This is a genomic window from Ktedonobacter robiniae (assembly GCF_016587375.1).
GTDB lineage: Bacteria > Chloroflexota > Ktedonobacteria > Ktedonobacterales > Ktedonobacteraceae > Ktedonobacter > Ktedonobacter robiniae.
On sequence record NZ_BNJG01000004.1, the window covers coordinates 140,645 to 156,443 of the forward strand.

1 protein-coding gene is annotated in these 15,799 nt (G+C 60.4%); it reads right to left on the minus strand.

The annotated features are described in order from the left end of the window. Nucleotides 1-8: 8 nt before the first annotated feature. Nucleotides 9-15,749: a non-ribosomal peptide synthetase gene (locus JMJ04_RS41585; protein ID WP_201376287.1), complete on the minus strand. Its 15,741-nt coding sequence runs from the start codon at nucleotides 15,747-15,749 to the stop codon at nucleotides 9-11. Nucleotides 15,750-15,799 lie beyond the last annotated feature (50 nt).

Sequence of the window (15,799 nt, forward strand, 5' to 3'; positions counted from 1 at the left end):
TTTCCCCGCTACGCCTCGTCTAAGCCCGGTAATTCAAACCGTTCACCGGCATGGCTACGTAGTTGTTTGCGCAACTGGCGCACCTGCTCGTGCTGCTTCTGGCGTTCGCTGGTCGCAAAGAAGGTGAGCCGCTCAATCGGGAGATCCCCCTCGCGCACCATCTGCTCTAGCAGGACGGTCCAGCGCTGCATCATGGTGGCTATGGTGCTGGCTTCAAAGAGATCCTGGCTATAGTTGAGCGTGCCATACAATTGCCCGTCCTGCTCCTGCATAAACAGGGCCAGGTCAAATTTGGCCGCTCGTGCAACGTCGCCAAGCGCTTGATAACTCTGTTCTTCCGCTTTCGTCTCGGCACTGCTCTCCTGGGAAGCCTGCTGGGTCAGATTCTGCATGACAAAGAGCACCTGCACGAGCGGCAAGCGCTGCTGACGATCCGCTGGAACAAGCTTTTCGACCAGCAAATCAAAGGGCGTCTCCTGATGGGAGGTGGCTCCCAGCACGACTTCGCGCACGCGTTGCAGTACCTCGCGGAACGTCGGTTGCCCGTGCAAGGAGGTACGCAGGGGCAGCACATTGATAAAGAACCCAATCAGCGATTCGGTTTCCAGGAGGGTACGATTGGCGCTATCGGTGCCCACCACGATATTCGTCTGTCCGCTATAGCGATACAGGAGGACTTGAAAGGCCGCCAGCAGCGTCATGAATAAGGTGGTATGCTCCTGCCGACTCACCTGCGTCAAAGCACGTGTCAACTCGCCGGACAACCTGAAGATATGCGAGGCCCCGCGATGGGTAGGCTTCGCGGGATAGGGGTGATCCGTTGGCAACTTGACCGGTGTGACGCCACTGAGTTGATGACGCCAGTAGGCCAGTTGCTGCTCCAACACCTCACCCTGTAGCCACTGGCGCTGCCAGAACGCGTAATCGGCATACTGCACAGGAAGCGGCGAGAGTGGCGAGGGGGCCTTGGCGAGCGTGCTCTGATACAGCGCGGTAAACTCTTGTATAAAAACCTGCATGGACCAGCCATCCGAAATGATGTGGTGCATCGTGACCAACAAGATATGCTCTCGGTCCATAAGCCTGAGCAAAGCGGTGCGTAGTAGCGGTCCCCGCTCTAACGAACAGGGCGTGACCGCCTCCTGCTGCGCCAGGCGTTGGACCTCCTGGTCACGCGTCTGCGACGTCAATCCACGTAAATCGATGACCGGGAGAGAGACATGAGCAACCGCGTGAACGACCTGGATGGGTTGCCCACTACGTACCAGGGCGCTCGCGTGCAGGCTCTCGTGGAACGTGGTGCGCAGGCTCTCGTGGCGCAGCACAAGCACACGCAAACAGTGGTCGAGAACGCTTACGTTTAGCTCACCGGGTAAGCGATGCGCTACCGGCATTAAGTACGCGATGTTTCCAGGCTCCAGGCGATCAAGGAACCAAAGTCGTTGCTGAGCAAAGGAGAGGGGGAGCGGCTGATTACGTGCCGCTGGGGCGAGCGGTGGCAGGGCAAGCGCCTCTCCGCCTCGTAGCTCTTGCTCCACGCGCCGGGCCAGACCTGAGATAGTGGGGGCCTCAAAGAGCGCTCGCAATGGTATCTCGACCCGCACGATGGCGCGTACCCGCGAGATGAGGCGTGTGGCAAGCAACGAATGCCCGCCTGACTCAAAGAAGTTATCATGTGGGCCGATCTCTTCACGCCCCAGCACCTGCCTCCATATCTCGCCAAGCATCTCCTCTATGCTGATCTGTAGTGTAAGCGGCCTGACGGCTGGCTCAGCCTCAGCCTCTACTTCCAGGGAGGCCAGGGCCTTGCGGTTCACTTTGCCGTGCGGGGTCAAGGGCAACGCCTCTAGCCAGTGGATAGCCGAGACAAGCATGTATTCTGGGAGCCTGTCGCGCAAGAAACGCAACACATCCTGCGTGGCTGGCCTCTGCTCTTCATACGCCACAGCATAGGCGACCACCTGCTTATTACCAGGAACGTGCTCGATAGCCAGCACGACCGCTTCGCGGATAGCTGGATGCTGCAACAGCGCTGTTTCAATCTCACCCAGTTCGACCCGATAACCGCGAATCTTGACCTGCTCATCACCACGCCCGATAAACTCAACATTGCCATCGGGAGCGTAGCGTACCATATCGCCTGTCTTGTAGAGCCTGGCCCCCGGCTGCGCGCTAAAGGGATCGGGCACAAAGCGTTCGGCAGTCAACGCAGGCTGATTGAGATAGCCGCGTGTCACGCCAGAGCCGCCAATATAAAGCTCCCCCACAACCCCGATGGGCACGGGCAGGAGTTGCGTATCCAGGATGTACACCTGCGTATTCGCCAGCGGCTTACCAACTGGCGTGACGCCTGTTTTATCGGATGATGCCTGGATATCAATGTAATGGGTCAGGCTCCCAACGGTCGTCTCGGTTGGCCCATAGTGGTTGAACATCTCGCCCGCGCCCAGCAAGGAGCGCACCTGATGGACCCATTCCAGTTGTGAGGCTTCGCCGCCAATGATGAGCCTTCTCGTTGGTAGCAAGCGGGCCGGCGGGCCATCGGTCAACAAGGCCGAGAGATGGGAAGGCGCGATCTTCAGATAATCGATAGGGCGCTCGGCGAAATAGTGGGCCAGGGCCTGGGCATCGAGAGCGCGTTCGCGGGCGATGATATGCAAGACGCTCCCCGATACCAGGGAGGGAAGCAGCATGGTCAGGCAGGAATCCACGCCGAGCGGCTGCACCATCGCATACGCGGTCGCGGGTTCTAGCTGTGCGCACTCCTCAATCGCCGCGATGTAGTTGACGATCTGGCGATGCTCTACAACGACACCTTTCGGCATGCCGGTCGAGCCTGACGTATAGAGCACATAGGCAGCGCTGGCAGGTTGAACCGCACGCGCAATGTTCTCGTGACGCTGTTGCGCGATCACTGAATAGTCGCGATCAAGGCAGCAGATAGCCTCAGATCCGGCGAGCTTCTCCTCCAGGCTCGTCTGGGTCAGGGTCAGTGCGGCGCGGGCATCCTGCAACATATAGGCGATGCGCTCCACCGGCTGGACAGGATCAACAGGAACATAGGTGCCGCCCGCCTTCAAAATCGCCAGGACCGCGATCACCTGATCCAGGGAGCGCTCCAGGCATAGCCCGATGCGGCTCTCCGACGTGATGCCTCGCTCGCGCAGATAGTGGGCAAGCTGATTAGCACGCTGATTCAGGCTCTGATACGTCAGCGTCGCGTCCTCAAATACGACGGCAGGGGCATCGGGAGTACGTTCGGCCTGCCGCTCAAAAAGTTGATGGACGCAGTGTTCCAGGCTAGCGAATGCGCTCTTCGTGGCGTTCCAGTCGTAGAGTATGCGCTGTCGCTCTTGCGCGGTCAGCAATGGCAATGCGGAGATCGCCTGTCCTGGCCTCGCCACGATGCCTTCTAAGAGCGTCTGCCAATGGTTTAGGAGCCGTTGCATGGTTGAGCGAGCGAAGAGATCAGTGTTGTAGGCCATCGTGCATGCCAGCCCACCAGCATGACGCGTGATAGAGAAGGATAGGTCAAACTTGGTGCTGCTCTGCCCGCTTCCGAACCTGCTCAGGTGTATCCCTGTGGCGGCGTTCTCCGCTGGCGCTTCTGGGATCTCTTGCAAGGTAAACATGGTCTGGAAGAGGGGGGAACGACTCAAATCGCGCTCAGGGCGCAACACTTCCACCAGTTGCTCAAATGGTACATCTTGATGTGTATAGGCTCCTAGTGCGGCCTCACGTACCTGCGCGACTAGCTCGCTAAACGTGGGATCGCCAGAGAGGTCGCTACGGATGACCAGGGTGTTAATAAAGAAGCCAATGAGGTGTTCCACTTCTTCTCGTGTGCGATTGGCGATGGGTGTGCCGACGCTGATATCTTTCTGCCCCGTATAGCGCATCAACAAGACCTGGAAGGCGGCTAAAAGCAGCATAAAGAGCGTTACCCCTTCTTGCTTGCTCACCGCCAACAGGCTATCGCGTAGGGCATCCGAGAGGTGAATGGACTCTAGCGCACCATTGGTCGTTTTCACTGGCGGTCGCGGGTAATCGGTGGGGAATTCCAGGGATGGCGCGTCCGCCAGTTGTGTGCGCCAGTAGGTCAGTTGCTCTTCGAGGACCTCCCCTTGCAGCCAGTTCCGCTGCCAGAGCGCGTAGTCGGCGTACTGAATCGGCAGAGGAGCCTGCGCGACCTCTCTGCCCTCCACTCTCGCTCGATATCCCTGCGCTATCTCCCGCTCTAGCACCTGCATCGACCACCCATCCGAGATCAGGTGGTGCATCGTCAAGAGCAAGACGTGCTCCTCGGCTCCCAGCCGCACCATCTGCACCCGCCAGAGGGGTCCCCCGCTCAGGTCGCAGGGCTGCCGCTTCTCCTCCTGCCCCAACCGCTGCGCCTCGCGCGCTCGCTCCCCCTCGCCCAGCCCGCTCAGGTCGAACACCGGCAGTCTCACCGCTCTTCGTTCCGCGACCTCCTGCACTGGCTCGCTCCCTTCCCACTGGAACGTCGTGCGCAGGCTCTCGTGCCGCCACACCACCTCCTGCACGCTGCGCTCAAACGCCGCCACCTGCAAGGGACCCCGCACCCGTTGCGCGCTGGGGATCAGGTACGCCACCCCGTTGGGAGCGAGTTGTTCCAGAAACCAGAGCCGTTGCTGCGCGAACGATAAGGGGACCCGCGCGCCTCGCCGCTGCGCGAGCAGGGCCGGCGCACTCGACTGACGCCCTCCCCGGAGCCCCGCTTCCACTCGCAGCACGAACTCCGCCAGCGTCGGCGCTTCAAAGAGCTCGCGCAGCGCCAGCTCGATCCCCATCTGCTGACGCACCCGCGCCACCACCTGCGTCGCCAGCAGTGAATGCCCGCCCAGCGCGAAGAAGTTCTCCCTCGGCTCCACGGGCTGCCCCAGCAATGCCTGCCAGATCCCCTGCACCAACGCGTAGACCGGCGATTCCTCCTGGGCCGTTCCCACCCGTTCCGCCGCGACCACCAGTGGCATCTGGGCCAGGCGTTTGCGGTCCACCTTGCCGCTCCCCGTGCGTGGCACCTGTTCCAGGCTCACGAACTGCGCAGGGACGAGATAGTCGGGCAGGCGCTCGCCCAGCCAGGCCCGTAGCTCCTGCCCCTGGGCTCCTGGCTGCTCGCGCGGCACGATATAGCCTACCAGCCGGGGGGAGTGCCCTTCCCCTTCCCAGACACCGACCACGGCCTCGCGCACCTGTTCGTGCCCCCGCAGGACCGCTTCAATCTCCTCCACTTCGATGCGATACCCTCGCAGCTTGATCTGCTGGTCCACCCGGCCCAGGAAGCGCAACTGGCCCGCTCGCGTCCAGCACACGCGGTCCCCGGTGCGGTAGAGCCGCTGGCCCGCCTGCTCGTTGAAGGGATCGGGCACGAAGCGCTCCGCCGTCTGCTGGGGCTGTCCCTCGTAGCCGCGCACCACCGCCGGCCCGCCCACATACAGTTCGCCCGGCACGCCCACCGGCACCGACTCCATCCGTGCGTCGAGCACGTAGAGATGGGCATGGGCACTGGCTCGCCCGATGGGCACCCCCTGTTCCCATTGCTGCCCCGGCTCCGGTGTGCAGACGCTACACCAGACCGTGGCCTCCGTGGGGCCATATTCGTTGTGCAGCCGCGCCTGAGGTCCCTGCTGCTCGTGCGCCCGCACCAGTTCTTCCCCGCAGCGTTCTCCCGCCACGATCACCGAGCGGAGCCCCCTCCACTGCTGAGGCCTGCCCTGTTCAAGCAGTAGGGCGTACCAGGAGGGGATGCAGAGCAGATGGGTGATGCCTTCGCGCTCCATCTGCGCGCCACACTCCCGCGGATCACGCCCGCTCTCTCCCTCTGGCAGCACGACCCGCCCGCCTTGCAGCAGCGTCCAGTAGAGGCCCGCGACCGAGCTATCAAAGAAGAGGGGCGAGAGGAGCAGGAAGTGCTCGACGTCTTCGTGGTAATAGGCGGGACGCGCCCAGGTCGAGGCCACGACATTGCCATGGCTCACCGCGACCCCCTTGGGTCGGCCCGTGGACCCCGAGGTGTAGATGATGTAGGCCAGCCGCTGCGCCGGGAACGCCGAGAGTGGCTCCCGCACCGGCATGGCAGGCCGCGCCAGCAGCGCTTCGACCTCCCAGCCGGGCATACCAGTGGGAAGCGTGTGCGCCGGGGGCTGCGAACGAGAGAGCAGCACGCCCCTGGCGTGGCACTCTGCCGCGATGTGGGCAAGGCGCTCAGCAGGCATCTGCGCATCCAGGGGGACATAGGTGCCCCCGGCCTTGAGCACACCCAGCATGCTGATGAGCATCAGCACGGAGCGGGGTTGGAGCAGAAGTACGCGCTCTTCGGGACCCACGCCCTGTTCCTGCAAGGCTCCCGCCAGGTGCCGGGCGCGAGCGTCGAGGTGGGCATAGCTCAGGTGATGGTTCTCCGCCGTGAGCGCGATGGCGTCAGGGGTGCGCAAAACCTGCGCCTCGAACAACTGGTGCAGGCCCAGGGCGGGAGCCGGCTCGCCTGGCCGCCGCGACCACTCCCGCAGGATCAGGTCTCGCTCCGCCGGAAGGATGGCCGGTAGCTGGGTGAGCGACGTGGCCTCACGCGTCGCCATCTTCTGAAGGATGAGGCGCAAATGCTCAAGTAAATGCTCAATGATGACCAGCGTAAAGCGCTCACAGTCATACGTAAGCTCTAGGTTCAAGACGTGACCCGCCAGGGCGGCACTCAGACACAAGGGATAGTTTGTACGCTCAATGACTGGCTCCGCTCGTATGGATGTTTTGTTTGCCGACCGCTGGCCGCTTGAGGCGGTTGTCACAGGCTCCACTGGATAATTCTGGAAGAGCACAAGACTCTCAAAGAGCGCCTGCTCGACTGGCACCTCGCTCCAGCGTTGTATCTCAAAGAGTGGCGTGTACTCATATTGGCGCGCCTCCGCCTGCTGAGTCTGTAGCCGGGTGAGCCAGGCAAGCAAGCCCTGCTCATGTTCGATACGCGCACGCACGGGGAGCGTGTTAATAAACAAGCCTATCATCCCCTCGGCATCAGCTAGGTCGGCGGGGCGCCCGGCGACCGTCGTGCCAAACACGACATCCCTTTCGCCGCTATAGCAGGCGATCAGCCAGGACCAGGCCCCCTGTATCAGGGTATTCATGGTCAACTGATGCTGCTGAGCGAACTGTTGCAGGACCAGCGTCGTTTCGGGGGAGAGTTGTCTCCGCTCGACGGCCATATGCTGGCTCGCCATCCCTCGATCCGCATAGGAGACGCTATCGACGGCCAACCTGGTCGGCGTGCCGAAATCGGCCAGGTACGTGCGCCAGAACTGTTCTGCCTGTCGTACATCTTGCTGCCGCAACCAGGCGATGTAATCGCGGTACGGGCGCGGCATGGGTAGAGCCGGTTCCGCGTTCCCCTGGCAGAAAGATTGGTAGAGTTGCATGACCTCTCGCCACAACAGCGGCTGCGACCAGCCATCGAGCAGCAAGTGGTGATGGCTAAATATGAAGTGGTAAGCGTCGTCATCCAATCTGAGCAGGATGAGACGCAGCAAGGGCGCGGAGCGCAGATCAAAGCCGCGCTCGCGGTCCTCTCGATAGATGGCATCGATACGGGCCGCGTGCTCCTGTGGGGCAAGGGACCGTAAATCGGAGTAGTGCCAGGGCAGCGCAATCCGCTGATAGGCCACCTGTAAAGGCTCGGCAACCTCCTGCCACAGGAAGGCGGTTCGCAAAATTGCGTGCCGCTCAATGACTCGTTGCCAGGCTCGTTGCCAGGCATCTGGCTGGAAAGCGCCCCGTATTGTCCAGCCAAATTGACCGCAATAGGTCCCGCTCTGTTGGGGCGCATAGACGCTGTGGAAGAGCATGCCAGCCTGCATGGGGCTTAATGGGTAGATATCCTCAATGGGTGACGCGGGCGCATCACCCTCTGACACTGGCGGTAACAATACAGGCACAAGTTTATCAAGCTGCTCCTGGCGTAGACCCGCCAGGGGGAAATCCGAGGGTGTATAGCCGCCAACAGCAAGCGAGTGACAATGGGCGATCAGGGCGCGCAGGGCGGCGACAAACAGATCCGCGACCGTCTGAATGGTCTGGACGTGATGAATTTGCTCGCTATATTGCCAGATAGCATGCAAGCGACCATCGACAATGCTCGCGTTGATTTCAAGCACGTGGCTGCGCTCATTGCGCGGCCCCTGTGCCGGGCCGCTAGAAGCCTGGGTCCGCTTCAGTTGCGTCAGTTCAGCGTAGAGCGAGTCAAACTGCCCCAGGTAGTTGAAGCTGATCTGCGCCTGGGGCAATGAGGCCAGGGCGTCGCGTATGCTTGGATTATCATGGAGGTAACGCAATACTCCATAGCCGAGGCCACGTTGGGGGATCTGGCGTAGCTCCTCCTTCACCGTTTTCAGCGCTATAGCAGGCGTTCTTGCGTGCTCAATGTCCAGCAAAACGGGGAAGATGGTCGTAAACCAGCCCACAGTACGCGAGAGATCGATATCCTCCCAGAGATCCTCTCGCCCATGCCCTTCCAGGTCGAGCAGCATTACGCGCTGTCCCGTCCAGGCCGCGTACGCCTGGGCCAGGGCCGTGAGCAGGATATCGTTGATTTGCAAGCGATACGAGGGGAGGACCTGGAGAAGCGCCTGCGTTTCCGCTGCCTGTAAAGCCACGTGAACGCTGCGGCGGCTCGTCACCTTATTTTCCCTGATCGGCATGTCCGTGGGGAGCGCGACAACGCTCGCCCTCCTCTGATCAAGCCAGTAGGGTAGCTCGTTCGCCAGCGTGGGCGATTGCGCATACTGGTGCAGTTTGCGCGCCCAGTCCTGGAACGAGCTGGTTTTCTCCGGCAGGCGGATCTCTTCGCGCTTCTTCGCCTGGGATAAAGCCTGCTCAAGATCGGCCAGCAAGATGCGCCAGGAGACGCCATCGACCGCCAGGTGATGAATGACCAGCAAGAGGTAACCACTCACATCGTGACCACAGTCGACGAAGACACAGCGCAGCAACGGACCACGCGCCAGATCTAAACTTGCCTGGGCCTGCGCGGCCAGTTGCTCCATGACCGGCGGTTGTGCTGCCGCAGACAGCGCGGAGAGATCGATATATACGAATGGGATCTCGTCCTCTGGCATCGCGTAGTATTGCCGGTACGCGCTCCCCTCAGGCTGGAAGTGCAGGCGCAACGCGTCATGCTGGGTTAGGAGATGGCTGAGGGCAACCTGTAATTGACCGAGGGTGACGCGCTCGTCGATCTCCAAGACTCTGGCCTGGTTATAATGCTGCCGCTCTGGGAGGCGTTGGGAGAAGAACCAGTGCTGGATGGGCGTGAGCGGAACGTCACCCGTCACCGGCGTCTGCTGCGCCTCATAGATCTCGCGCAATTGGGCAACATTCGCCAGTTGCGCGATAGATTGATGTAGGAACAACTGCCGGGGTTGCAAATGGATGCCGACCTGCTTGGCCCGTGCAATAATCTGGATGCTGAGAATGGAGTCGCCACCGAGGGCAAAGAAGTTATCGTGAATGCCAACACGCGGCTGACCCAACACCTCAGTCCAGATCTCTGCCAGCTTCTGCTCCATCGCGTTGCGGGGCGCGACGAACTGCTCTTCCAGCTCAGGCCGCTCGCTATTGGGCGCGGGCAAAGCCTTGCGGTCCACCTTACCATTCGGTGTCAACGGCAAGGCGCTCAGGAAGAGGAAGGACGAGGGAACCATATAAGAGGGCAGGTGCTGACCAAGGAAAGTGCGCAACCCCTCAAGCGTGAGGCCCGCCTCCTGGGGCGAGAGCAGGGGCGAATCGCTCACGGCAGGGATATGCTCACCCACCTGCTCGGGGATGAGATAGGCCACGAGGCGCTTATTTCCAGGCATGTCCTCGCGTGCGATGACAATGGCCTCTTTCACATTTGGATGCTGGCTTAGCGCGGCCTCGATCTCACCCAGCTCGATACGGAAGCCCCGGATCTTGACCTGGTGATCGATGCGACCCAGAAACTCGATCACACCATCCGGGCGGTAGCGCGCAAGGTCGCCCGAGCGGAAGAGGCGCCCCCCCTCATTCTTGTTGGACGGGTCAGGAATAAACTTCTCACGATTCAACTCAGGGCGCTGATGATACCCACGCGCTACCCCGACGCCGCCAATGTACAGCTCGCCCGAGACCCCCACCGGGACAGGCTGTTGCGCCTCGTCCAGGATATAGATCTGTGTATTGGCGATGGGACGGCCAATCGGAATCACCGACTCCTTGCTACCGGACTGGCAGGCCCAGTAGGTGACGTCAATCGCAGCCTCGGTTGGCCCGTAGAGGTTATGTAATTGGGCCTTGAGGCGAGCAAAGAAGCGCTCCTGTAGCTCATAGGTCAAAACCTCGCCGCTACAGATAACACGCTTGAGGCTTTGACAGCGCGCCTCCAGCTCTGGCTCCAACAAGAAGGCGTGCAGCATCGAGGGGACAAAATGCAGCGTGCTAATGCGCTGCTCCTCAATGAGCCTCGCCAGGTAAGCCGCATCCGACTGACCGCCGGGGCGAGCCATGACGAGCGTGGCGCCGCTGATCAGGGGCCAGAAGAACTCCCAGACCGAGACATCGAAGCTGAAAGGCGTCTTTTGCAGCACGCGATCCTCGGCGGTCAGCTGGTACTCCTGCTGCATCCAGTGCAGGCGGTTGCAGACACCACGATGGGTATTCATCACGCCCTTGGGCTGGCCTGTCGAGCCGGAGGTATAGATCATGTAGATGAGATGTTCCGGACGATAGTTGGGCGTGAGATTATCAAGCTCGCCGTTCCCGTCCGCGCCCCAGCCGGCGTCTAGCGTGAACACGCGGGCGCTCTGTTGCGGCAGTTGCTCACGCAGCGCCGATTGCGTCAACAGAACAGACACAGCGGCATCCTCAAGCATGTAGGCCAGGCGCTCCTGGGGATAGGCGGGATCCATCGGGACATAAGCCCCTCCAGCCTTTAGCACACCCAGCAATGCCACGACCATCTCGACGGAGCGCTCCATACAGACGCCAACCAGGGTGTCGGCTTTGACACCACGCGAGCGCAGTTCACACGCCAGCAGATTCGCACGCCGGTTCAGCTCGCGATAGGTCAGCGAGCTGCCTTCATAGACCAGCGCTTCGGCATCAGGGGTGCGCAGAACCTGCCCCTCAAAGAGGTGGGGAATGCTGGCTTGCTCCGGATAGGCGGCCTCGGTCGCGTTCCACTCAACCAGGACCTGGTGCTTCTCCGCCTCGGTCAGCAGCGGAAGTGAGAGAATAGGCTGTTCAGGCTGAGCCACGATCCCCTCGAGCAGGATCTGCCAGTGCTCCAGCATGCGCCCAATCGTTGCCGGCTCGAACAGGTCGCGACAGTACTCGATCCCGCAATACAGGCCAGTCTCGCGCACGGAGACAAAGAGCGAGAGATCAAATTTGGTCGTGGTATGCTCTACATCCAGTGCGCCGGATACCCCAGCCTCCCGCGGCTCCTCGTGTCCAGGCGCGTGCTGGGTGGCGGTCATGTCTTGTTGCATGACAAACATGGCCTGGAAGAGAGGCGAAATGCTCAAATCGCGCTCCGGTTGGAGCACATCGACCAGTTGCTCAAACGGCACGTCCTGGTGGGAGTACGCGCCCAGCGCCACCTCGCGTCCCTGGTGAAGCGCCTCTCTAAACGTGGGATCGCCAGAGAGATCCGCGCGCAAGACAAGGGTGTTCACAAAGAAACCGATTAAGCCTTCCAGTTCCGCGCGTGTACGATTGGCAATCGGCGTTCCGACGCAAATATCGGTTTGCCCGCTGTAGCGTGCCAACAGCACCTGAAAGGCCGTGAGTAAGAGCATGAACAGCGTGACATCTTCCCGCTGACTCAAAGCCGAAAGCTGCTGGCCGAGTGAGGGCGGTAACAGGAGTGCTCGCTGCGCGCCACGATAGGTCTGGATGGAAGGGCGCGGATGGTCCGTGGGCAAATTCAGCGGCACCACGTCCGCGAGCTGCCGCTTCCAATAGGCGAGCTGTGCCTCAATGACATCTTGCTGGAACCATTGCCGCTGCCAGGAGGCGAAGTCCGCGTACTGCACGGGCAAAGGGGCTAATTGCGCGGCCTCACCGGTGACAGAGCTATGGTAGAGCGCCATCAACTCACGGTAGAAGATGTCATTGGACCAGCCATCAGTGATAATGTGATGCATGGTTAACAGCACGACCTGGTCCTGCGCCGCGAGGCGCACAAGGGAGGTGCGCAAGAGAGGCCCCCGCGTCAGGTCGCAGGGCTGATCGCTCTCCTGTTGAGCCAGGCGACTGGCAACCGACAGCCTCTCCTCAACGGACAGCCCTTGCAGGTCAATGACGGGAAGAGCAAGCCGGCTTATGGGATGCACGATCTGGCATGGTTGCATGTCGCGGAGACTGAAGGTGGTACGCAATATCTCGTGCCGCATAGATAGCGCGTGCAATGCTTGTTCCAGGACGCGACTATCGATGACGCCACGCAGCCGATGCACAGCTGGCAACAGATACGCGGTATTCCCTGGCTCTAATTGATCTAAGAACCAGAGCCGCTGCTGCGCGAACGAGAGCGGCAAGTTCCCATGACGATCAACAGGCACCAGGGGCGGTAAGGCCGCGCCCTGGTCGCGCTGCAATAGCTGCTGGACATAGTCGGCTAGCTCGGCAATGGTCGGGGCATCGAAGAAGCGTTGCAGGGGTAAATCAACCTGAAAGGAGTTGCGTATGCGGACCAGGCACTGGGTCGCGAGCAGGGAATGGCCTCCCAGGCGGAAGAAGTGGTCGTGGATGCCAATCGAGGGGACCTTGAGCACCTCTTCCCAGATGCTCACCATCAATTCTTCCACCGGATTTCTGGGCGGCGTATAGCTGGTCACGTCGATATCTTCAGGCGAGGGTGCGGGCAGGGCTGCGCGATCAGGTTTTCCATTCACGGTTAACGGTAGCGCGTGTAGCGTGACCATGACGGAGGGGATCATGTAGGCTGGTATCTGCTCTCGCAAGAACACCTGTACGTCTGTCAGGCGCGGTGCTTGCTGCTGTTTCGCAACGATATAGGCGACAAGCTGCGGATTGCCCGGCTCATCCTCGCGAAGCAAGACAACGTTTTCCCTGACGTTGGGATGGCGTAATAATACCTCCTCGATCTCGCCCAACTCGATGCGATAGCCGCGCAGCTTCACCTGTCGATCAACGCGCCCAAGGTATTCGAGATTCCCATCCGCCGAGATATAGCGTACCAGATCACCCGTGCGATAGAGGCGCGTGCCGGGCTGCGTGGCAAAGGGGTTCGCGATAAAGCGCTCCGCCGTTAAATCGGGACGATTTAGATAGCCACGGCTCAGGCCGACGCCTCCAATATACAGTTCGCCGGGCATCCCCAACGGGACCGGTTGTAGTTGGCTATCCAGCACATAGAGTTGTGTATTGGGGATGGGTCGCCCTATGGGTATGTTGCCACTGTCTGGTCCGTCGTCAGGAAGCTCGAATACGCAGCAGCCAACCACGGTTTCCGTTGGCCCATACTCGTTGATCAAGCGCGTCCGGGGAGCATGCACGCGCCAAGGGGTAAGGCTCTCGCCATATAAGGCCTCTCCGCCAATTACCAGTGCGCGCGAGGCTGTCGCTAGCTCGCCCGGTTGGAGATACTGGTTGAGCAGGTCAAGGTGGGCCGGTGTGATCTTTAACAGGCTAAAGTCCGCTCTCTCCCGCAATACTTGCCCTAGTGCTTCTACCCCTTGCGACTCCGCTAACAGGACGATGCGCCGGCCCGCGACTAACGACGTAAAGAGACTGGTAACAGTCAGGTCAAATGCCAGGGAGGAATGCACGGCGGACCCGAAGCCATCCCCTGCCCGATAGTGCTGGCTCGACCATTGCACATAATGGGTCAGCCCCTCGTGCGAGATCATCACACCCTTTGGCCTCCCCGTCGAACCAGAGGTATAGATGATGTAGGCCAGCGAGTCCGACGTAAGCTGGCAGGCGGGAGGAGACGCGGCAGGCTGCCGAGCAATCACGCCCCAATCCTGATCCAGGCGAACGACTTGCTCTGTCACGAAGGCCTGGGAGCGCGTGGTTAACAGGATGGATAAGCGCGCATCTTCCGCGATCCATTTCAGACGCTCTTCAGGATATTGGGGATCGAGCGGGATATAAGCAGCCCCCACTTTTAAGCTGCCGAGCACCCCTATGACCATTGCCAGCGAGCGCTCTACATAGATACCTATCAATGTCTCTGGTCCCGCGCCAAGCGTCCGCAGATGGTGCGCCAGTTGATTGGCCCGCGCATCCAGTTCCCGATAGGTGAGCAGACCATGCTCATCCTCAAGCGCGATAGCATCGGGCGTCTGCGCGACCTGCTTCTCAAACAACCTGTGCAGGTACATCTCGCGCTCAAAGCTGGCGGCGGTCTGGTTGAGGTCAACGAGTAGCTGCTGGCGCTCCGTAGCACTGAGGATCTGCAGGTGCTCAAGAGCAAGGTCGTGTCGCGTAGCGGCAGCTTCAATGAGCGTCAGCAGCCGCTCCTTCAGCATGTGGATAGCTGACGATTCAAAAAGCCCCCGGCAATAGTGGATCTCCAGCGTTAGCTCGTGCGCGCCCTCTAACGCGAGAAGCCTGATCTTAAACGGCTCCAAGCAGCTATAGCAATGCTCCAGCGTCAACGCGACCTCGCCAGTGGGCGACGTATATGTGGGGGCTGGCTCCCTGAACTCAAAGTAGAAAGGGTACAGGATGCCCTCTGCTTCGCCTGATGTGGGAAGCGTTTCAGGGTTAAAATACGTATACTGCCTTTTTAACTGCTCATGCTCATGTTTAATGCTCGCCAGGGCCTCCTCGAAGGTGAACCGGTCATCCAACTGGCACGTAAAAGGCATCTCTTTGGCCAGCAAGCCTGCGATGTCGGCCAGGTCTTTATAGAGGCGTCCGTTAATGCTGAGGCCAAGCAGGAGCCGCGACTGCCCCGTTAAGCGCTTCAGCAAGATGTACCAGCATGCCAGCAAGAAATGCTCTGGAGTGCACTGCTGAGCCGCGACAAGAGCGCGGATCTGCCCATAGCGTTCAGGAGAGAGGGCAAAGCGTAGGGTATCGGTGGCAAAATAGTCCTGATCATTCGTCCGCTCAAAGGGAAGTTCCTGCATCGGGAAGTCGTGAGGATCGAGCCGAGTCTCTTGTGGCGCGCCCGCGGCCTCAACCTGCTCTTCCAGCAGGGAATGCTGCCACTCGGCGAACTGGATATACTGCGCGATATCGTCCACGTCCACGTCCTGGTTGGATTGATAGCAAGTAGCGATGTCATGGGCCAGCAAGCGCATTGACTGGCTATCCGCGTGGAGCGCGTTTACATACAGATACAGCATATGCCGACGCGAACTGAGAGTAAGCAAAAAGCAGGACATGAAGGGGCCATGTTCCACATCGACAAGCTGGCTGGTATCCATGGCGGCGAGCCGCTCAAGCATGCTTTGTTGTTCCAATGCTGAACAATTGCTCAGGTCGAAAGACTGCCAGGCATAGAGCGGCTCCTCGTTGATGACCTGCATTGGCATCGTCATGCCTGGTAGGCGCCGAAAGCTTGTGCGGTACACCTCGTGGCGCTCAATGACGGTTCTTAGCGCGTCTTGCAGGGCCGCGATCCGCAGAGAACCATCAATAAGAATCGAACAGTAGGTATAATAGGCAGCACTGTTCTTCTGCTGAAGCGTCCACAGGCGAGCTTGTTGTGGAGAAAGGCGAAAGCCCTCTATTGTCTGCTGCATTTTGCTTAACCCCAAATTAGCGTTACTCTCGTGTATTTCGTAAGAATGGC